The sequence below is a fragment of the Wenjunlia tyrosinilytica genome (assembly GCF_014646055.1).
GTDB lineage: Bacteria > Actinomycetota > Actinomycetes > Streptomycetales > Streptomycetaceae > Wenjunlia > Wenjunlia tyrosinilytica.
Map to the genome: position 1 here is coordinate 148,393 of NZ_BMMS01000011.1, position 21,351 is coordinate 169,743.

19 protein-coding genes are annotated in these 21,351 nt (G+C 72.2%); 4 read left to right on the forward strand and 15 right to left on the reverse strand.

Annotation, left to right across the window (positions count from 1 at the left end; genetic code table 11):
• The first annotated feature begins 16 nt into the window (after positions 1-16).
• Positions 17-457: a GNAT family N-acetyltransferase gene (locus IEY86_RS14495; RefSeq protein ID WP_373287024.1), complete on the forward strand. Its 441-nt coding sequence runs from the start codon at positions 17-19 to the stop codon at positions 455-457.
• On the opposite strand, the gene galK is transcribed toward IEY86_RS14495, so the two are convergent.
• The 14 genes from galK to rsmI form a co-directional block, all read right to left on the reverse strand.
• Complete coding sequence (galK, locus tag IEY86_RS14500) at positions 454-1,593, reverse strand: galactokinase (RefSeq protein ID WP_189132071.1); 1,140 nt, start codon at positions 1,591-1,593, stop codon at positions 454-456. The two genes, IEY86_RS14495 and galK, sit on opposite strands and share 4 nt — an antisense overlap.
• On the reverse strand, positions 1,590-2,561 hold the full coding sequence (galE, locus tag IEY86_RS14505; protein WP_189132072.1) for a UDP-glucose 4-epimerase GalE: 972 nt from the start codon (positions 2,559-2,561) through the stop codon (positions 1,590-1,592). The genes galK and galE overlap by 4 nt, the downstream gene beginning before the upstream one ends.
• Positions 2,558-3,652: a galactose-1-phosphate uridylyltransferase gene (gene galT / locus IEY86_RS14510; RefSeq protein ID WP_189132073.1), complete on the reverse strand. Its 1,095-nt coding sequence runs from the start codon at positions 3,650-3,652 to the stop codon at positions 2,558-2,560. The genes galE and galT overlap by 4 nt, the downstream gene beginning before the upstream one ends.
• Positions 3,653-4,113: 461 nt before the next feature.
• The gene (locus IEY86_RS14515; protein WP_189132074.1) at positions 4,114-4,791 is read right to left on the reverse strand and encodes a helix-turn-helix transcriptional regulator; all 678 of its coding nucleotides are present in this window, start codon (positions 4,789-4,791) and stop codon (positions 4,114-4,116) included.
• Positions 4,792-4,976: 185 nt separating this feature from the next.
• A complete protein-coding gene (locus IEY86_RS14520) occupies positions 4,977-6,551 on the reverse strand; it encodes an outer membrane protein assembly factor BamB family protein (RefSeq protein ID WP_189132075.1) in 1,575 nt (524 codons plus the stop codon).
• 74 nt (positions 6,552-6,625) lie between these two features.
• Positions 6,626-8,407, reverse strand: a complete 1,782-nt coding sequence (locus IEY86_RS14525) for an ABC-F family ATP-binding cassette domain-containing protein (RefSeq protein WP_189132076.1) — start codon at positions 8,405-8,407, stop codon at positions 6,626-6,628.
• 84 nt (positions 8,408-8,491) lie between these two features.
• A complete protein-coding gene (locus tag IEY86_RS14530) occupies positions 8,492-9,472 on the reverse strand; it encodes a DUF4328 domain-containing protein (protein ID WP_189132077.1) in 981 nt (326 codons plus the stop codon).
• Between the two features lie 290 nt (positions 9,473-9,762).
• Positions 9,763-10,689: a 4-(cytidine 5'-diphospho)-2-C-methyl-D-erythritol kinase gene (locus IEY86_RS14535; RefSeq protein WP_229698422.1), complete on the reverse strand. Its 927-nt coding sequence runs from the start codon at positions 10,687-10,689 to the stop codon at positions 9,763-9,765.
• 40 nt (positions 10,690-10,729) lie between these two features.
• On the reverse strand, positions 10,730-11,611 hold the full coding sequence (gene rsmA / locus IEY86_RS14540) for a 16S rRNA (adenine(1518)-N(6)/adenine(1519)-N(6))-dimethyltransferase RsmA (RefSeq protein ID WP_189132078.1): 882 nt from the start codon (positions 11,609-11,611) through the stop codon (positions 10,730-10,732).
• Positions 11,608-13,068, reverse strand: coding sequence for a resuscitation-promoting factor (locus IEY86_RS14545; RefSeq protein WP_229698423.1), 1,461 nt, complete (start codon positions 13,066-13,068; stop codon positions 11,608-11,610). The genes rsmA and IEY86_RS14545 overlap by 4 nt, the downstream gene beginning before the upstream one ends.
• A 177-nt stretch (positions 13,069-13,245) precedes the next feature.
• Positions 13,246-14,118 (reverse strand): TatD family hydrolase, encoded by an 873-nt coding sequence (locus tag IEY86_RS14550; protein ID WP_189132155.1) that lies wholly within the window; start codon positions 14,116-14,118, stop codon positions 13,246-13,248.
• Entirely contained in the window at positions 14,115-15,737 is a 1,623-nt protein-coding gene (gene metG, locus IEY86_RS14555) for a methionine--tRNA ligase (protein ID WP_189132079.1), read from the reverse strand. The genes IEY86_RS14550 and metG overlap by 4 nt, the downstream gene beginning before the upstream one ends.
• A 125-nt stretch (positions 15,738-15,862) precedes the next feature.
• Positions 15,863-16,378 carry a hypothetical protein gene (locus tag IEY86_RS14560; protein ID WP_189132080.1) on the reverse strand — a complete coding sequence of 172 codons (516 nt, stop codon included), beginning with the start codon at positions 16,376-16,378 and terminating at the stop codon, positions 15,863-15,865.
• Between the two features lie 205 nt (positions 16,379-16,583).
• Entirely contained in the window at positions 16,584-17,447 is an 864-nt protein-coding gene (gene rsmI / locus IEY86_RS14565) for a 16S rRNA (cytidine(1402)-2'-O)-methyltransferase (protein ID WP_189132081.1), read from the reverse strand.
• Between the two features lie 118 nt (positions 17,448-17,565).
• Between rsmI and IEY86_RS14570 the strand changes: the two genes are divergently transcribed.
• The gene (locus tag IEY86_RS14570; RefSeq protein ID WP_229698425.1) at positions 17,566-19,272 is read left to right on the forward strand and encodes a dolichyl-phosphate-mannose--protein mannosyltransferase; all 1,707 of its coding nucleotides are present in this window, start codon (positions 17,566-17,568) and stop codon (positions 19,270-19,272) included.
• A gap of 83 nt (positions 19,273-19,355) precedes the next feature.
• Here the strand turns inward: IEY86_RS14570 and IEY86_RS14575 are convergent, their stop codons facing one another.
• Positions 19,356-19,853: a VOC family protein gene (locus IEY86_RS14575; RefSeq protein ID WP_189132083.1), complete on the reverse strand. Its 498-nt coding sequence runs from the start codon at positions 19,851-19,853 to the stop codon at positions 19,356-19,358.
• 87 nt (positions 19,854-19,940) lie between these two features.
• On the opposite strand from IEY86_RS14575, the gene IEY86_RS14580 reads away from it, so the two are divergent.
• Both IEY86_RS14580 and IEY86_RS14585 read left to right on the forward strand, forming a co-directional pair.
• On the forward strand, positions 19,941-20,450 hold the full coding sequence (locus IEY86_RS14580) for a YbaK/EbsC family protein (protein ID WP_189132084.1): 510 nt from the start codon (positions 19,941-19,943) through the stop codon (positions 20,448-20,450).
• Positions 20,447-21,331: an EamA family transporter gene (locus IEY86_RS14585; protein WP_189132085.1), complete on the forward strand. Its 885-nt coding sequence runs from the start codon at positions 20,447-20,449 to the stop codon at positions 21,329-21,331. The genes IEY86_RS14580 and IEY86_RS14585 overlap by 4 nt, the downstream gene beginning before the upstream one ends.
• Positions 21,332-21,351 lie beyond the last annotated feature (20 nt).

Genomic DNA, 21,351 nt, shown 5'->3' on the forward strand with positions numbered 1-21,351 from the left:
CTCCATGGTTCGGATCGTGACCGAAGTGGATCAGTCCCGCAGGGATCTGATCGAGGAACGGTTGGTGGACTTCAACAGCCGCCGCTCGCCCGTCCTACGAGCTCTGCACGGCCTTCCGGCGGACGAGGAGGAGCCGCTTCAGGTGTACGCGCTCGACGACACGGGCGAGGTGGCCGGCGGGCTGACCGGCTACACCTGGGGCCACTGGCTCCACATCGACCTGCTGTGGGTGAGCGGCGCCGAGCGCGGCACGGGCCTGGGCTCACGGCTGCTGGAGCGGGCCGAGGCGGCGGCGGTGGAGCGCGGCTGCGTCCACTCCCGGGTGGAGAGCTGGGGCTTCCAGGCGCCCGGGTTCTACGAGAAGCGCGGCTACCGCGTCCTCGCCGCCATCGAGGACTACCCGCCCGGCGAGACCGACCACCTGCTCGTCAAGGCTCTCGGCCGGGTGTACGGCTAGAGCCTCCGGGCGCCCCGCGAGGGGATCGCCGGGAAGATGCGGGGGGCACGGAATCCCGCGGTGTCGAAGGCGGACCGGACGGCCTTCGACACCGCTTCCGCCTCCCCCTCCTCCACCAGGACGATCGCCGACCCTCCGAAGCCTCCCCCGGTCATGCGGGCACCGAGCGCTCCCGACGCCACCGCGGTGTCGACGACGAGGTCCAGTTCCTCGCAGCTGATCCGGAAGTCGTCGCGCAGGGAGGCATGGCCCTCGCACAGCAGGGGGCCGATGCCGCGGACCTCGCCCGCGTCGAGGAGGGCGACGACCCGGGTCACCCGCTCGTTCTCGGTGACGATGTGCCGCACCAGCTCACGGGAGCGCTCACCCGGCAGGCAGGCCAGGGCCGCCTCCAGGTCGCCTGGGGCCAGGTCGCGCAGCGCGGGCAGGCCCAGGTGGGCCGCCGCCGCCTCGCAGCCCGAGCGCAGCCGGGCGTAGGCGCCGTCGCCGAGGTCGTGCTTGACGCGGGTGTCCACGACGAGCAGCCGCAGCCCGTCGGCTGCCAGGTCGAAGGGGACCTGCCGCTGCCCGAGGTCGCGGGTGTCGAGGAAGAGCGCGTGGCCGCCCGAGCAGCAGGCCGAGGCCGTCTGGTCCATGACGCCGCAGGGCACGCCCACGAACTCGTTCTCCGCGCGCTGGGCGACCCTGGCCAGTTGGGGCGCGGACAGGCCCAGTGCGAACAGGTCGTTGAGGGCGAACGCCACCGCGCACTCCAGCGCCGCCGACGACGACAGGCCGGCCCCCGTCGGCACGGTGCTGCTGAGGTGGATGTCCGCGCCGCCGATGGCGTGCCCGGCGTCCCGCAGCGCCCACACCACCCCGGCCGGGTAGGCGACCCACTCGCGGGTGCGGCGCGGCACCAGGTCGTCGGCGCCCAGGTCGTGGACGCCGGTGGACACCTCTCCGGAGTGCAGCCTCAGCCGGCCGTCGTCGCGGGGCGAGACGGCGGCCTCGGTGGTGTGCGGCAGGGCCAGCGGCAGCACGAAGCCGTCGTTGTAGTCGGTGTGCTCGCCGATGAGGTTGACCCGGCCGGGGGCCGCCCACACACCGGCGGGCGGCGCTGCGTAGACCTGGGCGAAACCCGCCGCGGTGTTCATCGGCGGCCCTGCGCGAAGGCCCAGGCGTCGGCGACGATCCCGGCGAGGTCGGCGCGGGCGGGCTTCCAGCCGAGCACGGTGCGGGCACGTTCGGCGGAGGCGACCAGGACGGCCGGGTCCCCGCCCCGGCGCGGCGCCACGATCTCGGGGATCGGGTGGCCGGTGACCTTGCGGACGGTGTCGACGACCTCGCGCACGGAGAACCCGTTGCCGTTGCCGAGGTTGCAGATGAGGTGCTCTGCCTCCGTGGCGCCGTCCAGGGCCAGCAGGTGCGCCTCGGCGAGGTCGGCGACGTGGATGTAGTCGCGCACGCAGGTGCCGTCCGGGGTCGGGTAGTCGTCGCCGAAGACGGAGACGGCCTCGCGCTCGCCGAGGGCGACCTGGAGGATCAGCGGGATCAGATGCGACTCCGGGGCGTGCCGCTCGCCGTAGGAGCCGTAGGCGCCCGCGACGTTGAAGTAGCGCAGGGAGACCGCCGCGAGGCCGTGGGCCGCGCACTCGCCGGTGATCATGTGGTCGACGGCGAGCTTGGAGGCACCGTACGGGTTGGTGGGGGCGGTCGGGGCGTCCTCGGTGATCGGCACGGTCGCCGGCTCGCCGTAGGTGGCGGCGGTGGAGGAGAACACCAGCTTGCGCACCCCGGCCTCGCGCATGGCGGCCAGCAGTTCGACGGTGCCGCCGACGTTGTTGCGCCAGTACTTGTCCGGGTTGGCCACCGACTCGCCGACCTGGGAGAACGCGGCGAAGTGCAGCACCGCGCCGTAGGAGCCGTCGAGGACGCGCCCGGCGTCCTGCACACGGCCCTCGACGAACTCCGCGCCGTCCGGCACACCCTCGCGGAAGCCCGTGGACAGGTCGTCGAGCACCGTCACCCGGTGCCCCGCCTCGAGCAGGTGCGCGGTGACGACGCTGCCGACGTACCCGGCTCCGCCGGTGACCAGGAAACGTCCGGGGGCTTGTGCAGTCACGGGGTGGCAACCTCTCGGAGTCGGTTCGCCGCGGCTTCCGGCGGCACGTCGTTGATGAACACACTCATGCCGGATTCCGAACCCGCGAGGAACTTCAGCTTGCCGGAAGTGCGGCGGATGGTGAAAAGCTCGAGGTGGAGGGCGAATTCCTCACGGATGTCCGGGACATTCGGCGACTGGTGCCATCCTGCGATGTAGGGCGTCGGATCCGCGTCAGTGCCGAAGAGCCGGTCGAAGCGGCGCAGCAGGTCGAGGTAGACCAGCGGGAACTGCGCGCACGCGGCCTCGTCCAGCGCCAGCAGGTCCGGCACCCGCCGCTTGGGGTAGAGGTGGACCTCGTAGGGCCAGTGGGCGGCGTGGGGGACGAAGGCGATCCAGTGCTCCGCGTCCACGACCACCCGCCCGCCGTCGCGCGCCTCGAGGGCGAGGACGTCGTCGAAGAGGTTGCGGCCGGTACGGGCCCGGTGGGCGGCGGCGGCGGCCGTCATCCGCTGGGTGCGCGGGGTGGTGAAGGGATACGCGTAGATCTGGCCGTGCGGGTGGCCGAGGGTCACCCCGATCTCCTTGCCCCGGTTCTCGAAGCAGAAGACCTGCTCGACGCCGGGCAGTTGGGACAGCTCGGCGGTGCGGTCGATCCACACGTCGAGGACGAGCCGGGCGTGCTCCGGGGTGAGGTCGGCGAACGAGGCGTCGTGGTCGGAGGTGAAGCACACCACCTCGCAGCGACCGGCGCCGGGCCGGGTGGGGAAGTCGGGCACCTCGCCGCCGAAGGCGGGGCCGGGGCCGCCGGTGAGCGAGGGGAAGCGGTTCTCGAAGACGGCCACGTCGTAGTCGGCGGCCGGGATCTCACTGTGCCGCCCCTCCCTGGAGGGGCACAGGGGGCACTCGTCGGCGGGCGGGTGGTAGGTGCGGGCCTGGCGGTGGGAGGCGATGACGACCCATTCGTCGCGCAGCCAGTCGTAGCGGATCTCGGAGCTGGTGGCAGTGGACTCCAGCGGCCGTGGGTCCACCTCCTCGCGGACGACGTCGTCCCGGAGGTCGTAGTAGACCAGCTCACGTCCGTCGGCGAGACGGGTGGTCGTCTTCTTCACCTGGGCTCCTAGGCCTCACCAAACACAATCCAACATAATGAAGCATGACTGAACAGAACAGTCAACAGCGGCGGAGGGAACTCACGGAGGTTCCTGCTCGGGAATGTTCGACTACGTTCGGGGCGTGGGACCTTGAGGCCTCAAGACCCGGTGGACCGCGGGCCTCACCCTCGCCAACGGTCCCGGCGGGCACGGCGTCACGCGCCGGCGGCACATCGCAGGAGCAAGGGCCGATGTGGACGGGGGGAAGGGGAGAAACGGCCAAAACACACAGATCGGCCGAAGACAGGGAGCGATACCGAGACAGGGAGCGGCCCCGGGCAGGGAGCGACCGGGACAGGGAGCGCCCCTGGGGCGGGAGCGGCCATGGGCAGGGAGCGGCCATGAGCAGGGAGCGGTCGAGGACACGGAGCGGTCGAGGACAGCGAGTGGAGAACGAGGGGTGGCCCGGGTGGCGGGCCTCAGATCCGGCCCTCGCCAGACGCCCGGTCCAGCAGCCCGGTCCGGGCGGCGAGCGCCGCCGCCTCCAGGCGCGACCCGACGCCCAGTTTCATCAGGACCCGCTGCACATGGGTGCGGGCCGTGCTCGGCGCGATCCCCATCCCGGCGGCGATCAGCCGGGTGTCCTCGCCCTCGGCGACCCGCACCAGCACCTCCACCTCGCGGGGGGTGAGCATCTGCAGCAGCCTCGCCCCCTCGTCGTCGGGCTCGGAGGCGGGGTTGAGCAGTTCGGCGAACGCCTGCTGGAGCAGTTGCGGGGCGACGGCGACCTCGCCCGCGCGGGCCTTGATCATGGCCCGCTCCACCCCCTCGATCCGCTCGTCGTGGCGCACATAGCCGCAGGCACCGGCCGCGAAGGCCGCGGCGATCCCCCGCGGGTTGGGCACGGGGCCCAGCACGATGACGGCGACCCCGGGTCTCTCCCGGCGGATACGGGCCACCGGGTCGAAGACGCCCGGTTCCGCCGGGGCCGAGGTGCCGACCAAGCACACCTCGGGCGAGCGGCTGAGCACGAGCTCCGCGGCCGCCGCGCTGGGTGCGGCGGCCGCGAGCACACGGTGGCCGCGCAGTTTCAACGCCGAAGCGAGTGCTTCGGCGAGCAGCCGGTGGTCGTCCACGACGACGAGCCGAACGCCCATATCGGTGTTCCCCTCCCCGTGGACCCCCGAAATGCAGCTGATCCACTGAACCCTAGCGCCGGAAGGTACACGCTTGTTCGACGCAACGTGCGGTTCCGCGCCAGAAAGCCCCGGCCTGAGGACGGACCAGGGCTTTCTGACTCGAATTTGACGTCTCGTGACAGGGCGTTCGCCGCTCGCGCTCGTTACTTGTACGCCGTGATCAGTTTGTCCGCGGTGTCGTCCAGGGTCTCGTGGACGAGGTACAGGCGGCCGTCGTGGAGGTGTTTGCGCGCCGTGGCGCCCTGCGACTCCTGGGTGCCGCCCTTGTCCGGATTCTGCTGGTACAGCGCCTTCTTGCCGGACTTGGGGTCCAGCCGCAGCAGCTTGCCGCCCTGTTTGCCGGTCGCCCCGAGATAGACGACGGGATCGCCGTCGGCGGTGCCGACCGGCAGCGCGGTGCGCTCGGGGTCGGCCTGCTCGCGCCACCGCTCGGCGCCCGTGGACAGGTCGACGGCGACGATCTCATTGGTCCGGTCGGCCGTGCCGCCCGGCACCTTCTTGTCGTTCGTCGGCAGGTAGACGGTGTCCTTGGTGGTCAGGATGTTGACGCAGCTCTCCAGGCCGAGGGAGCAGCCGGTCTTGTAGGCCGTCTTGTTGGGATCGGCGGTGTCCTCGTTCTTGCCCAGGTCGATCTCGACGCCCGGTTCGCCCTTGTCGTCCAGGGTCAGCAGGCCGGTCGGCCCGACGGAGTTCCCCGTGCTGGTGCCGAGCACGACGGGAGAGGTGGACAGGACCGCCTCGACCTCCACGCCCTTGGGCGCCCTCCACTTCCAGCGGGCGTTGCCGGTGGCGGGGTTGCGCTCGCGGACGTAGTACTGGACGGCGTTGTCCTTGGGCGCCTTCTTCTCCTTCTTCTTGTCCTTCTTCTTGTCCTTGGGATCGGGCTCGTCGTCCGCGCCCTGCCGGCACCAGCCGACGGCCAGCAGGCGGTCGCCGCCCACGAAGCCCTCGGCGGTGCAGTTGCGGCTGGAGGAGCGGCCCCAGCGCGGCTCGCCGTCGCTGAGCCGGTAGCCCTTGGTGCCCTCGCCCCAGGCGACGGCCACATTGTTGGCCGCGACCGCCACCGAGGCGCTCTCGATGGGCTTCCCGTCGCGGTACTCGGACTTGGGCAGCAGCCTCGTCCACAGCATCTTGCCCGCGTTGAGGTCGATGCCCATCAGATGAGTGCAGGACCTGCCGGTGCGGTAGAGCACCGCGGTGCGGCGGCCGTTGGCGGTGGACGCGGCGGCGCACACGGGACCGGGCACCGGCACGCTCCACGCCTTGGAGCCGCTGTCGAGCCGGTAGCCGGTGACCGACGCGGTCGTGGTCTTGGCGACGACCTTGTCGGTGAACCAGGTTCCCGGCACCACCGCCTTGTCGCCGGAGAACTCCGGAACGGGCGCCTGCCAGGCCACCTGGCCCTTGGTGTCGTGCGGCTTCCTGGCGGCCTTCTTCTCGCCGTCGCGCGAGGAGTTGACGAAGAACACCCCGCCCGCGGCCACCAGCGCGACGACCACCCCGCCGACGGCCATGAGGATCCTGCGCCGCCCGGACTTCAGCGGGGGCGACGGGTTGGGCGGCGGAACGGGTCGCGGCGGCGGGTAACCGTACAAGTGGGGCTGCGGCCGGGCCTGCCCGGGCAGGCCGGCGGAGGGCTGCTGCGGTGGCTGCGTGTACGGGTTGGGGCCACCCCAGGGCTGCTGCGGCGGGTAGCCGTACTGGGGCGGTTCAGACATGCGGGCTTCCTCCGGCGACGTAGGGAGAACCCTTTTGTATCACCAGGTATTCGGACCGCAACCCCGGCCCGGCCTCAGACCTGGTCGGCGAGCTCCAGCCAGAGCATCTCCAGTTCCTCCCGCTCGTCCTTCAGCTTCCGCAGCTCCCCGCCGAGTTCGGCGATGACCTCGAAGTCCGTGGCGTTGTCGGCCATGCGCGTGTGCACCGTGGCCTCCTTCTGCGCCAGCTTGTCGAGCTGCCGCTCGATGCGCTGCAGCTCCTTCTTGGCGGCCCTGGTGTCACCGGTCTTCTTCGGCGGGGCGGCGGGCGTCATCGCCTCCTCGGCCGCGCGGCGCCGCTCGAGGTACTCGTCGATACCGCCCGGCAGCATCCGCAGCGTGCGGTCGCCGAGCAGGGCGTGCACCCGGTCGGTGGTGCGCTCGATGAAGTACCGGTCGTGGCTGATGACCATGAGCGAGCCCGGCCAGCCGTCGAGGAGGTCCTCGAGCTGGGTCAGGGTGTCGATGTCGAGGTCGTTGGTCGGCTCGTCGAGCAGCAGGACGTTCGGCTCGTCCATCAGCAGGCGCAGGAGCTGGAGCCTGCGGCGCTCACCACCGGACAGATCGCCGACGGGGGTCCACTGCTTCTCCTTGGTGAAGCCGAACCGCTCGCAGAGCTGGCCGGCGGTCATCTCCCGGCCCTTGCCGAGGTCGACACGCTGCTTGACCTGCTCGACGGCTTCGAGGACCCGCAGGGCCGGGTCGAGCTCGGCGACCTCCTGGGAGAGGTGGGCGAGCCTGACGGTCCTGCCCACGACGACCTTGCCGGAGGCGGGCTGCTTGTCGCCGTCGGAGAAGGCGGCGTCGGCGAGGGTGCGCAGCAGCGAGGTCTTCCCGGCTCCGTTGACCCCGACCAGGCCGATCCGGTCGCCGGGGCCGAGCTGCCACGTCAGATGCTCGAGCAGGGTCTTCGGCCCTGCCTGGACGGTGGCGTCCTCCAGCTCGAACACGGTCTTGCCGAGGCGGGAGTTGGCGAACCTCATCAGCTCGACGGTGTCGCGCGGCGGCGGCACGTCGGCGATCAGCTCATTGGCCGCTTCCACCCGGAAGCGCGGCTTGGAGGTGCGCGCGGGGGCGCCCCGGCGCAGCCAGGCGAGCTCCTTGCGCACGAGGTTCTGCCGCTTGGCCTCCTCGGTGGCCGCGATGCGGGAGCGCTCGGCGCGGGCGAAGACGTAGTCGGAGTAGCCGCCCTCGTACTCGTGGACCTTGCCCGTCTGCACATCCCACATCCGGGTGCAGACCTGGTCGAGGAACCACCGGTCGTGGGTGACGACGACGAGCGCGGAGCGGCGGGCCTTCAGATGCTGGGCGAGCCAGGCGATGCCCTCGACGTCGAGGTGGTTGGTGGGCTCGTCGAGGATGATCAGGTCGTGCTCGGCGATGAGGAGCTTGGCCAGCGCGATGCGGCGTCGCTCACCGCCGGACAGCGGGCCGATCACGGTGTCGAGGCCCTGCGGGAAGCCGGGCAGGTCCAATCCGCCGAACAGGCCGGTCAGCACATCGCGGATCTTGGCGTCCCCGGCCCACTCGTGGTCGGCCATGTCCCGGACGATCTCGTGGCGGACGGTGGCGCGGGGGTCGAGCGAGTCGCTCTGGGAGAGCATGCCGAGCCGCAGCCCTCCGGCTTGGGTGACCCTGCCGGAGTCGGCGCCCTCGTCCTGGGCCAGGATGCGGATCAGGGTGGTCTTGCCGTCGCCGTTGCGCCCGACGACGCCGATGCGGTCGCCTTCGGAGACGCCCAGGGAGACCGCGTCCAGGAGGGTGCGGGTGCCGTAGACCTTGCCCACTGACTCAAGGTTTACGAGGTTGACGGCCACGTGTTCTCCTGCTTGCTCCGGATTGGTCGACTCCCCAGAGTAGTGCCACCGAATGGGGGAGTTCCCGGGCCGCGGGCGGGGCGGCTACTCCTTGGTGAGCGAGGGGGGCGGCGCGGGCGCGGCGTCCGGCTGCGGTGCCTGGGCGGGCGCGGTGGGCCGGCGGGGCGGGGTCGGCTCCGCGGCGGGCCCCGGCGGGGCGGGCTGCGGTCGGGCGGGCTGGGGCGGGGCGGGCTGCGGCGGCGCGGGTGGTGGGGAGGGCCGCGGGGGCGCGGCGCCCGGCGGGTACGCCGGGGGCTGGTGCCCCGGGGGCGGATACGGCGACGGCGGATACGGCGACGGCTGAAACGGCGGGGGGCCCGGGGGCTGCGGAATGTACGGGGAAGGGGCGTAGGCCCGGCGCGGAGCGGCCACCCCCAGGCGCACATCCTGGGTCTCGCTGATCCGGCGGACGACGAGCGCGGCCAGCACGGCGGCGGCCACATTGGCCATGCTGCCGAGGATGAGGAACAGGAGCCCGGTCTGGAATCCGTTGACATCGGCGTCGTCGTCCGCGGCGCCGATGGTGATGTATCCGACGACGCCGAGCGCCCAGCCGCCCACCAGTGCCGTCCACCAGCCGTTGAGCATCCCGGCACCGGGCCGCCGGAACGGCGAGGGCGGCGACGGGTCACTGGCGGCGTGGATGTCGTCGGCGATCTGCTTGGGGAACCACAGGTTGGCCACCGGCACGAACCAGGCGCCGACCGCCCAGCCCCGGCTGAAGCGGTGGCCGGTGGGCGCCCAGGCCTCGGCGTTGACGCGGACACGGTGGAACCAGGTGAGGAAGACCGCCGCCGAGGCCAGGAAGCCGAGACCGTACAGCGTCGACGCGGTCCGGTAGAAGCCCTTGAGCGACCCGTCGAGGTAGTACTGGGCGAGGAAGGGGTTGCCCAGAGCTTCGTCGACGGCGTTGTACACCTTGATGTCGGCGATCACCACGAGTCCGCCGAGCCCCGCCATCACCCACATCATGACCGAGGCGGCCGTCCCCAGGCCGAGCACGGGAGCGGCGTACGCGGGCGCCACGGGCACATGGGCGGGCGGTGGCGGAAGAGTCGACGGCGCAGGTCCGGGCGGCGCAGGCACGGGCTGCGCGGGTCCGGGCCGCGGAGGCACCGGCGGCGCAGGTACGGGCTGCGCCGCCGGGGTGCCGTACGGGAGCGTTGCGTCGCAGTGCGGGCAGCGCCCGTCCGGTCCGAGGTGGGCGCTCCGGCAGCGCTGGCACAGCATGAGGATCCGCCCCCGGGTAGACAGCCTGTCGGCTGATCACCTTAGAGGCGCGCTCACACGGCGTCCACCGCCGGTGACCGCGTCCGTCAGCCGCCCACGACGGCTGCCCCGCCGACCGGGCCGTGGGTGACCCGGACGGAGCGGCAGGTGTTGGAGGCGAGCAGTGCCTCGGCGACGTCATTGGCCGACTCGGGGTCCTTGGCGAGGAAGGCGCAGGTCGGCCCCGAGCCGGAGACCAGCGCGGCCAGCGCCCCCGCCTCGGTGCCCGTACGCAGTGTCTCGGCGAGCGCCGGGCGCAGCGACAGCGCCGCCTCCTGGAGGTCGTTGGAGGCGGCGATGCGCGCGCCGAGGGCGGCGGGGTCGCCGAGGCGCAGCGCCTCCAGCAGTTCCGGGGACGGCTGGGGGGCGGGGATGTCGGCGGTGCTGGAGCCGAGGCCGCGCTCCTCGCGCAGCCGGTCGCACTCGCGGTAGACGGCGGGCGTGGACAGGCCGCCCTGCGCCATGGCGAAGACCCAGTGGAAGGTGCCGCCGGTCTCCAGGGGCTCGAGCAGCTCGCCCCTCCCCCGTCCGAGCGCGGCGCCGCCGAGCAGGGGGAACGGGACGTCGCTGCCGAGTTCGGCGGCGAGCGTGTGCAGGTCCTCGCGGGTGGCGCCGGTGCCCCACAGCGCTTCGCAGGCGACCAGGGCCGCCGCGCAGTCGGCGCTGCCGCCCGCCATACCGCCGGCCACGGGGATGTCCTTGGCGATGTGCAGATGCACCCGCGGGTCGGTCCCGAAGCGTTCGGCGAGCAGGCGGGCGGCCTTGGCGACGAGGTTGGAGCCGTCGACGGGCACCTGGTGGGCGTTGGGGCCCGAGACGGTGATCCGCAGGGAGTCGGAGGGGGTGACCGTGACCTCGTCGTGGATGGCGACGGCGAGGAAGACGTTCGCGAGGTCGTGGAAGCCGTCCGGGCGAAGGCCGCCGACCGCCAGTTGCACATTGACCTTCGCGGGCACGCGGACGGTGACGGACACGGGTGGCTTCTCCAGGGGTGAGGTGCGGTGTCGGCTTACGTTAGCGGGGCGGGCGCCCTGGCCTGTTCTCGGCGATCGCGGCGAACTGCTCGACGCGCAGTGCCTCTCCCCTGGCCTGGGGGGAGACCGCGGCGGCCACGAGGGCGGCCTCGGCGGCGGCGGCCGATCCCGCCCATCCGGCGAGTGCGGCGCGCAGGGTCTTGCGGCGCTGGGAGAAGGCCGCGTCGACCACGGCGAAGACCTCGGCACGGCTGGCCGTCGTGCGCGGCGGGTCGCGGCGCACGAGGGAGACCAGGCCGGAGTCGACGTTGGGCGCGGGCCAGAAGACATTGCGGCCGATGGCGCCCGCGCGCTTGACGTCGGCGTACCAGTTGGCCTTGACCGAGGGCACTCCGTAGACCTTGTTGCCGGGCACGGCGGCGAGCCGGTCGGCGACCTCGGCCTGCACCATCACCAGGGTGCGCTCGATGCTCGGGAAGGTGGCGAGCATGTGCAGCAGGACCGGCACGGCCACGTTGTAGGGGAGGTTGGCGACCAGGGCGGTGGGCGGGGGGCCGGGCAGTTCGGTGACCTCCATGGCGTCGGAGTGCACCAGGGAGAACCTGCCGAAACGGTCCGGCAGCCGGGCCTCGACGGTGGTGGGCAGGGCCAGGGCGAGCGCCGGGTCGATCTCGACGGCGACGACCCGGTCGGCGGTCTCCAGCAGGCCCAGGGTGAGCGAGCCCAGGCCGGGCCCCACCTCGACCACCACGTCCTCGGGTGTCACCTCGGCGGTGCGCACGATGCGGCGCACGGTGTTGGCGTCGATGACGAAGTTCTGCCCGAGCTGCTTGGTGGGGCGTATGCCCAGGGCGGCGGCCAGTTCACGGATGTCGGCGGGACCGAGGAGGGCGCCCGTGCTGGAGGAGGGGGTGTTGCTCACGAGAAGAGCCTACGGCCGCACACCGGCCACGGGCTCGCCCCCCGCCTGACGTAGAGCTTCTTCGCCCGGTAGGTCTGCTCCTGCGGGGAGGCGGCCTCGGGCCGCCCGGTGCCGCCGAGGGCGTGCCAGGTCTGGGCGTCGAACTGGTACAGGCCCCCGTAGGTCCCCGACGGGTCGACCGCGTCGGGGCGGCCTCCGGCCTCGCACCGGGCCAGCCCCTTCCAGTTCAGGCCGTCGGCGCCGTCCACCGACGAGGGCAGCGATCTCGTTCCGGCGTTGACGACCTGGGTGACGGGGCGGCGCAGGACCTTCTCGCCGATGCGCCGGGGCCGCTGCCTGACGCCGTTGACGGTGCGGTGGACGTATGTGACACGCTTCACGCCCTCCTCGCCGCGGGTGACCACGACCTCGGTGCCGGTGAACAGGGTCGGGTCGGGGCGGCGCACGGCCTCGAACGGGATGGGCTCATCGCGGGTCACGGTCGTTCCCGTGATCCGCAGGACGGAGATGGTCTGGCCGTCGCGCGGGAAGCCGCGGCGGGGAGCGGAGGTGGTGTCCTCGCCGTTGAGCACGATCCCGGCCTGGTCCAGCACGTCGGCGACCGTGGCGGCGTTGGTCCGCATCCGCATGCGGCGGCCGTCGACGAGGAAGGTGACGGTTCGCTCCGTGCGCACGTCCAGACGGAGGCCGCGCCGACCGATCGGCATGCTCCGCGAGGCCGACAGGTGGGCGCCCTCCGCGCGCACCCCCAGTTCCCGAAGGGCCTCCTGGACGGTGGTGGCCGTCGTCCACACGTCGCGGGGCTCGCCGTCGACGGTGAGGGTCACCCGGCGGCCGTAACGGACGATGACCTCGTCCCCGTCGTGCAGGGCGGTGCCGGGCCCGGGGGCCACGATGTCGTGGTCGCCGACGTGCAGGCCCTGCTGGTCGAGGACGTCGGAGACGTCGGTGCCGAAGGTGTTCAGGGTGCGGGGGATCCCGTCCACGCTGAGCCGGATCGACTTGTCGCAGCTGACGAACGCGGTCATGCCGCCGGCGAGTACGGCGACGACGAGGGCCTGGGGAAGGAGCCTGGCCAGCCCCGAGCAGGGCTCCTTGGCGGCGGCTCGGCCGTCGCGGGGTCTGCTGCTGCGGGGGCCGCCTTCACGGGGGCCGCCCCCGCTCCCGTTCCTGCCCCCGCTCCCGTTCCTGTTCCTGTTCCCCTTCCCGTCCCCGCTCCGCCAGGCCGTGAGCGCTTTGATCCTCCCGGCCATGGCTCCGGTGTCCCTGGCCCTGGCGTCCTTGGCTCTGGCGTCCTTGGCTCTGGCGTCCTTCGCTCTGGCGTCCTTCGCTCGGCGCTCGGCGGCGCGGCCGGACGGGAGCGGTTCCGGGGCCGGCGCCTGTCTCGGCACGCTCGGGGAGGCCGGTGCCGCGGCGCGTCCACGCGCGGCCCTGTGGCTGCCGTGCGACGTACTCATGGCGCCTCTCCGTCCGTCTCCCGGGCATGGGGGCTGTCGCGAACGGGACTGTAGCGGAGCCACGGCTACGCTCCAAAGCCAATCGGCCACGCAACGTGACACCGACCGACGTGGGGTGACAGTCGTTCAGAAACCGATCAGAACGGGCCGCAGAGGGGCAGCAGGCGTCGGAGGAGGTCAGTATCCGAAGGCACGGGCGGTGTTGGCGGCCACGGCAGCGGCCAGATCGTCCTCGTCGACGCCCTTGAACCGCGCCATCGCCCGCAAAGTGACCGGAATCAGGTAGGGAGCGTTGGGCCGTCCGCGGTACGGCGCCGGGGTCAGGAACGGCGCGTCCGTCTCCACCAGGACGAGGTCCAGCGGCGCCACCACGAGGGCGTCCCTGAGCTCCGTGGCGGACTTGAAGGTGACGTTGCCCGCGAACGACATGAAGTACCCCCGCTCGGCGCACACCTTCGCCATCGCGCCGTCGCCGGAGTAGCAGTGGAGGACCACCCGCTCGGGTGCGCCCTCCTCCTCCAGGATCCGCAGCACGTCCTCGTGGGCCTCGCGGTCGTGGATGACCAGGGCCTTGCCGTGCCGCTTGGCGATGTCGATGTGGCGGCGGAACGACTCGTGCTGGACCGCCGTGCCCTCGGGCCCGGTCCGGAAGTAGTCGAGCCCGGTCTCGCCGACACCGAGCACCTGCGGAAGCGCGGCCAGGGCGTCGATCTCGGCAAGCGCCTCCTCCAGCGCGGCCTGCCCACCGGGGGCCCTGCGCTGCCCGCTCCAGCCGTCGGGGTCACCGAGGACGATGCGCGGGGCCTCGTTGGGGTGCAGGGCCACGGTCGCCCAGACACCCTCGTGCTCCGCGGCCAGCCCGGCCGCCCAGCGTGAGCCGGGGATGTCGCAGCCCACCTGGACGACGGTGGCCACCCCGACCGAGGCGGCCTTGGCCAGCCCTTCGGCGGGGGTGCCCTCCTGCATGTCCAGATGGGTGTGCGAGTCCGCCACCGCCACCCGAAGCGGTTCGGGCAGCGGCGGCGCACTCGCCTTCTCGTTCTTGCTCAGCTCTTCGGCTCCTCGAGGCGCGGGAAGAGGATCTCTCCCTTGGTGACCGTGGCACCGGCGGGGAGCCTGCCCCACGTACCGGCCTCCTGGACCCGCTGGTCGGCCAGCGCGCCCAGCGCGGCCTCGGCGCCGAGGGAGTCCCACAGCTTCTGGGAGGTCGCGGGCATCACCGGGTTGAGCAGGACCGCGACCGCGCGCAGCGCCTCGGCGGCCGTGTAGAGGATCGTGGCCAGACGCGCCTGGGCCTGCGGCGACTCGTCCTTGGCCACCTTCCACGGCGCCTGCTCGGTCAGGTAGCCGTTGACGAGCTTGACGAAGTCGAAGACCTCGGCGATGCCTCCGGCGAAGTCGAGCTGTTCGCCGATCCTGCGGTCCGCGTCGGTGACGGCCTTGGCCAGGGCGTCGGCGAGCGCCCGCTCGGCCTCGCCGGCGTCCGCGGCCTCGGGCAGCGTGCCGCCGAAGTACTTGTTGACCATGGCCGCCACACGGGAGGCGAGGTTGCCGAAGTCGTTGGCGAGCTCGCTGGTGTAGCGGGCGGTGAAGTCCTCCCAGGAGAACGACCCGTCCTGGCCGAACGCGATGGCCCGAAGGAAGTACCAGCGGTAGGCGTCGACACCGAAGTGGCCGGTGAGCTGCTGCGGCGAGATGCCGGTCAGGTTCGACTTGCTCATCTTCTCGCCGCCGACCATCAGCCAGCCGTTGGCGAAGACCTTGCCCGGCAGCGGCAGGTCGTTGGCCATGAGCATCGCGGGCCAGATCACCGCGTGGAAGCGGAGGATGTCCTTGCCCACCAGGTGCACGTCCGCGGGCCAGGTCGACTCGAACTTCGCCTGGTCGGCGCCGTAGCCGACGGCCGTCACGTAGTTCAGCAGGGCGTCCACCCACACGTAGATGACGTGCTTGGGGTCCCAGGGGATCGGGATGCCCCAGTCGAAGGTGGACCGGGAGATCGACAGGTCCTGCAGTCCCTGCTTGACGAACTGCAGCACCTCGTTGCGCGCCGAGGCGGGCTGGATGAAGTCGGGGTTGGCCTCGTAGAACTCGAGCAGCTTGGGGCCGTAGGCGGAGAGCTTGAAGAAGTAGTTCTCCTCCTTCAGCCACTCCACGGGCTTCTTGTGGATGGGGCACAGCTGCACCAGGGTGCCGTCGGAGGGGTCGCCCCCGCCGTCGAGGAGCTCGCCGGGTGCCTTGTACTCCTCGCACCCCACGCAGTACGGGCCCTCGTAGCCGCCCTTGTAGATCTCGCCCTTGTCGTGCAGGTCCTGCACGAACTCCTGCACCCGCTGGGTGTGCCGGGGCTCGGTGGTGCGGATGAAGTCGTCGTTGGCGATCTCCAGGTGCTCCCAGAGCGGCTTCCACGACTCCTCGACGAGCTTGTCGCACCACTCCTGCGGGGAGACCCCGTTCCCCTCCGCGGTGCGCATGATCTTCTGACCGTGCTCGTCCGTGCCGGTGAGGTACCACACCTTCTCGCCGCGCTGACGGTGCCAGCGCGTGAGCACGTCGCCTGCGACGGTCGTATAGGCGTGGCCCAGGTGAGGAGCGTCGTTGACGTAGTAAATGGGGGTCGAGACGTAGAACGCCTTCGCTCCCTGCGCTTCGGATCCAGTGGCCGCCATGGTCCGAAATCCTATCGGCCATCCGGAGGTGCACCCCAACCGCTAACGGCGCCCCCGAGAGAGCCCGTCGCCGGCGGGCCGCGACCAGCGGCTTGGACCCTCTGCCCGGCCCAGTGCCCCCTCGGTCAGGCGGCGGGATCGGACTTGCGGTGGAAGTGCAGGAAGGAGGGCAGATGCCAGTGGTGGCCGCCTTCCCTGGCCCGGCCGGGCTGTGTGCGGGGCTGTGCGCCGTGCCGCGAGCCCCGGCCCTCCCCGGCGTCGTCCCGGACCGCGTCCCCGGCCCCGGTCCGCGGCCCGCCCGCGGATCCGGCGCCGCTCGCGGATCGGGCTCTGCTCGCGGAGGCGGAGATGTTCGGCCAGTGCAGGAGGGGGTTGTTGACCGCGCCGGCCTGCATGATCCGCACCAGGTGCCCGCCGCAGTTGGCGCAGGTGGGCCTGGTCAGCGGAGAGGGGACATGCCTGCCGTCGCAGCGGTAGGCGACCACGGTCTGCCCCCGCGCGTCGACGTGGTGCTCTATCTCGAACGACTGCTCCCACAGATGGCCGCAGCGCATGCAGGCGAACGAGTACGCCTCGTGCACGATCTCCAGGCCGGGGGACGCGGGCAGGTCGCCCGCGAAATGTCCGATGGTCTCGCTCATGGCAGCTCCCGATGCCCTCCGGACAGGCGCCCGGTTCGGGTCTTTCCTCTACCAGCGAACGCCCGGGAAATCGGCACGTCTCCCGGGGTTCCCATCTCTTGGCCCACTGTTGGACCTCTTGTGGGCTCCCGGCGACCTGCGGGCGCCCCGCCTTTACCGTCCACGGTAGACCCTTTACCCGAGCCCCGGCGCCCGCGCGGGGGCGCTAATCCAGGCCGTCCGCGCCACCGGATTTCTTGGCCGCGACCACGGCGTCGAAGACCTCGCGCTTGGGCACTCCGGCGTCGGCGGCGACCGCGGCGATGGCCTCCTTGCGCCGCTCCCCCGCCTCCTCGCGGAAGGCGACCCTGCGGGCGAGCTCCCCCGGGGACAGTTCCTCGGGTGCGGCCGGCGGCGCTCCGGCGACCACCACGGTGATCTCTCCGCGCACGCCGTCGCGCGCCCACGCCGCCAGCTCGGCGAGCGGGCCGCGCCTGACCTCCTCGTACGTCTTGGTCAGCTCCCGGCACACCGCCGCCGGACGGTCGTCGCCGAACGCCTGCGCCATCGCCTCCAGGCACTCGGCGAGCCGGTGCGGGGCCTCGAAGTAGACAAGGGTGCGCGGCTCGGCCGCCACCTGCTTGAGCCGCCCGGCCCGCTCCCCCGCCTTGCGCGGCAGGAACCCCTCGAAACAGAAGCGGTCCACCGGCAGCCCCGACAGGGCGAGCGCGGTCAGCACCGCGGACGGCCCCGGCACGGCCGTCACCTTGATCCCCGCCTCGACGGCCGCGGCCACCAGCCGGTAGCCGGGGTCGGAGACGGACGGCATTCCGGCGTCCGTGACGAGCAGCACCCTGGCCCCGCCTACCAGCGCCTCCACCAGCTCGGGGGTGCGCGCGGACTCGTTGCCCTCGAAGTAGGACACCACCCGCCCGGTCGGGACCACACCCAGCGCCCCGGTCAGCCGCCGCAGCCTGCGGGTGTCCTCGGCCGCCACCACGTCCGCCTCGGCCAGCTCCTCCGTCAGCCGGGGCGGGGCGTCCGCGACGTCGCCGATGGGGGTCCCTGCGAGTACCAGCACACCTGTCACGGAGCCATCCTCGCAGCAAGCCGCAGAGCCCTGTGTTTTCGTCCACTCGGCGGGGCACTCACCGCGCGTTCGGCCGGGGGCACGGGCCGGGCACAGGTTCCTTCCCTACGATGGGCCGGTGACCAGTGACACCGCGACGCCAGCACGCGCTGCCTCGGAGGACGGGGCCGTCCCCGTCCACCCGACCCCGTGGCAGCGGCGGCTGCTGCGCTTCGGCTACTCGGCCGCACCGCGCAAATCCGTGCGCGAGCGGCTGGTCCCGCCGATGCCGAAACCGAGCGCCCGGCTGTCGGCCCGCCTGGGTCTGGCCCCCGATCCCACGGGTCGCCTCCTCATCGGCTGGGGCGTCCCCCTGCTGGTCACCGTCTTCGCCGGGCTGCTGAGGTTCTGGCACCTGGGCAGCCCGCACGCGGTGATATTCGACGAGACGTACTACGCCAAGGACTCGTGGTCGCTGCTGCACCTCGGCTACGAGGGCACCTGGCCGGACGCCAAGGCCGCCAACGCCGAGATCCTCGGCGATCCCCAGCGGATCCCCCTGGAGAGCACCGCCTCGTACATCGTCCATCCGCCCGTGGGCAAGTGGATGATCGCGATGGGCGAGTGGATGTTCGGTCTCACGCCGTTCGGCTGGCGGTTCGTCCCGGCCCTGCTCGGCACGCTGTCGGTGCTGATGGTGTGCCGGATCGGGCGGCGGCTGTTCCGCTCCACCGCGCTCGGCTGCCTGGCCGGGGCCCTGATGGCCGTCGACGGGCTGCACTTCGTGATGAGCCGGACCGCGCTGCTGGACATCGTGGTCATGTTCTGGGTCGTGGCGGCGTTCGGCTGCCTGCTGGTCGACCGGGACAAGGCACGGGCGCGGCTCGCCCGCGCCCTGCCGAACGGGCTGCCCGACGACGAGACGGCCTCACGGCTGCGCCTGGGGGTGCGGCCGTGGCGGATCGCGGCCGGAGTCTGCCTGGGACTCGCGGCGGGCACCAAGTGGAACGGGCTCTACGTCCTGATGGCGTTCGCCGTCATGACCGTGCTGTGGGACATGGGCGCGCGGCGCACGGCCGGGGCGCGGCAGCCGTTCCGGGCGGCGCTCCTGCGGGACGCCCCGCTCGCGTTCTCGTCCCTCGTGCCCGTCGCGATCGGGGTGTACATCGCGTCGTGGGTCGGCTGGTTCGCCACGGGCAAGGGGTACTTCAGGGACTGGGCGAACACGCACCCCAGCTCACTGCCGGGTTTCCTCGATCCGCTGCGCAGCCTGTGGCACTACCACGCGCAGATGTACGACTTCCACACCGGCCTGCACACCCCGCACACCTACCAGTCCAACCCGTGGAGTTGGCTGCTGGTCGGCAGGCCCGTCTCCTATTTCTACGAGTCGGCGAAGCCGGGCAAGGACGGCTGCGCAGGTCCGGGCGAGTGCGCCCGCGAGGTCCTCGCCATCGGCACCCCGCTGCTGTGGTGGACCTCGATCCTGGCGCTCGCGTACATGCTCTTCCGCTGGGCGCTGCGCCGTGACTGGCGGGCCGGCGCGATCCTGTGCGGTGTGGCGGCGGGCTATCTGCCGTGGTTCATGTACCAGAGCCGCACCATCTTCTACTTCTACGCGGTGGTCTTCGTCCCGTTCCTGTGCCTGGCGGTGGCGATGGCGATCGGCGCCTTGGTGGGCTCCCTGCGCGCGAGCGAACGCCGCCGCATGTGGGGCTCGGTCGCGGCCGGCGTCCTGGTGCTGCTGATCGTGTGGAACTTCATCTACTTCTTCCCGCTGTTCACGGGCGACGCCATCCCCATGGACGCCTGGCGCAACCGGATGTGGCTGGAGACCTGGATCTAGGCCTTCGGCCCGTCCGCGGGTGGGCTCCGACCCGGGCGGGCCCGGGTCGGGGTTTGGGGTTGGCGTTGGGGCGTGGCGTTCCGTCAGGTGGCGGAGCCGGCGGCGGCGCCGGTCTTGAGGTCGGAGCCCCACTGCTTCAAGGCGGCGTCGAGGTCCAGCGGGAGGATGCCGGGGCCGTGGTCGGTCGGCCAGTCCTCGCGCGGTACTCGCCACATGACCTCGAACTCGATCCCGTCGGGGTCCTTGCCGTACAGCGACTTGGAGACGGAGTGGTCGCTGGCGCCGACGAGCGCCCCGCGCTCGCGCAGTTCCACGGCGAGCGAGGCGAGCTCGCCGAGGGTGCCGACCTCCCAGGCAAGGTGGTACAGGCCGGTGCTGCCGGGCTGGGGTGAAGGGGCGTCGGCGCCGACCCCGAACAGGCCGAGGTCGTGGTCGTTGTCCGTGCCCGCGGCGCGTAGGAAAGCGGCGCGGTCGCCCATGCGGTCGGCGACCTCGAAGCCGAAGACGCGTGTGTAGAAGTCCACGGAACGGTCGACGTCGCGGACGTAGAGGACGGCGTGGTTCAGACGGCGAACAGTCATCTTATTCTCACTTTCAATCTCTTCCTAGAAAGGTACACCCGTGATAAGCGTTCGGCAAGAGCCTGCCCACTTGGGTAGCGTCTGCCCATGTCGACGCCGAACGCCCGCTTCAGCGCAGCACTGGAAGAGCTGAAGCTCACCTTGGAAATCCAGTCGTTTCCGGAGTCCACCCGGACCGCGGGCGAGGCGGCGGCCGCGATCGGCTGCGAGCTCGCCCAGATCGCCAAGTCCCTCGTCTTCGAGGCGGACGGGCAGCCCGTTCTCGTGCTGATGGACGGCGCGTCTCGGGTCGATGTCGACCTCGTCGCCAAGGAGCTCCGCGCGGCGAAGGTCCGCCGGGCCGGCGCGGACGTGGTGCGGGAGGCGACCGGCTACGCCATCGGCGGGGTGGCCCCGTTCGGCCACCGCACCCGCATGACCGTCCTCGCCGACCGGGGCCTGCTGCGCCACGACGTGGTGTGGGCCGCCGCCGGGACCCCGTACGCGGTCTTCGCCATCGACCCCGCCCGCATGATCGAGGCGGCCGGGGGGCGGCCGGTGGACGTGCGGGAGCTCCCCGCGGACGTCCGCGAGCGCCTCGCGGACGGCGGGGAGTGAGCGGGTCCGAAGAACTCAGCCCCGCGGTCACCCTGGCGGTACTCGCCGCCGCGGTCACCCATGCCGGCTGGAACGCCATCGCGCACGCCATCGAGGACAAGCTGGTCGCTTTCACGCTGGTCGGCGGCGCGGGAGCGGTGTGCGGCGGGCTCATCGCGCCGTTCGTCGCCGTGCCGCACGCCGGTGCCTGGCCGTATCTGATCGCCTCGGTCGGTGTGCACGTCGTCTACCAGCTGCTGTTGATGGAGTCGTTCCGGCTCGGCGACTTCTCCCAGATGTATCCCATCGCCCGGGGCTCGGCCCCGCTCGTCGTCACGGTGCTCGCCGCCGTCTTCGTCGGGGAGCGGCCGGATGTGTGGCAGGCGCTCGGGGTCCTGGTCGCCTGCTGCGGACTCGCCTTCGTGGCCCTGCTCGGGCCGGGTGAGCGGCCGAAGGGCGAGGGGCCGCCGTGGCCGGCGATCTGCGCCGCCCTGGCCACGGGGCTGTCCATCGCCGCCTACACGGTCGTCGACGGCGTCGGCGTGCGTGCCGCCGGCGGCGCCCCCGGGTACACCGCCTGGCTGCTGTTGCTCCAGGGCACCGTGATCCCGTGCATCGCCGCGGTCCGGCTGCGCGGTGAACTGCCGCGCCGGGCCCGCCCCGTGGCCGGGCGCGGGATCACCGGCGGGGTGATGAGCGTGAGCGCCTACGGCCTGGTGCTGTGGGCGCAGACCAGGGGCGCGCTGGCGCCCATCGCCGCGCTGCGGGAATGTTCGATCATGGTTGGTGCGGCGATGGGCACCGTGTTCTTCAATGAACGGTTCGGGCGCCCGAGGATCGTGGCGACCGTCCTCGTCCTGGCGGGCATCGTGCTCCTCACCACAGGTGGGCGGCCGGCCTGAGCCGCGCCGGTCGGGCCCGA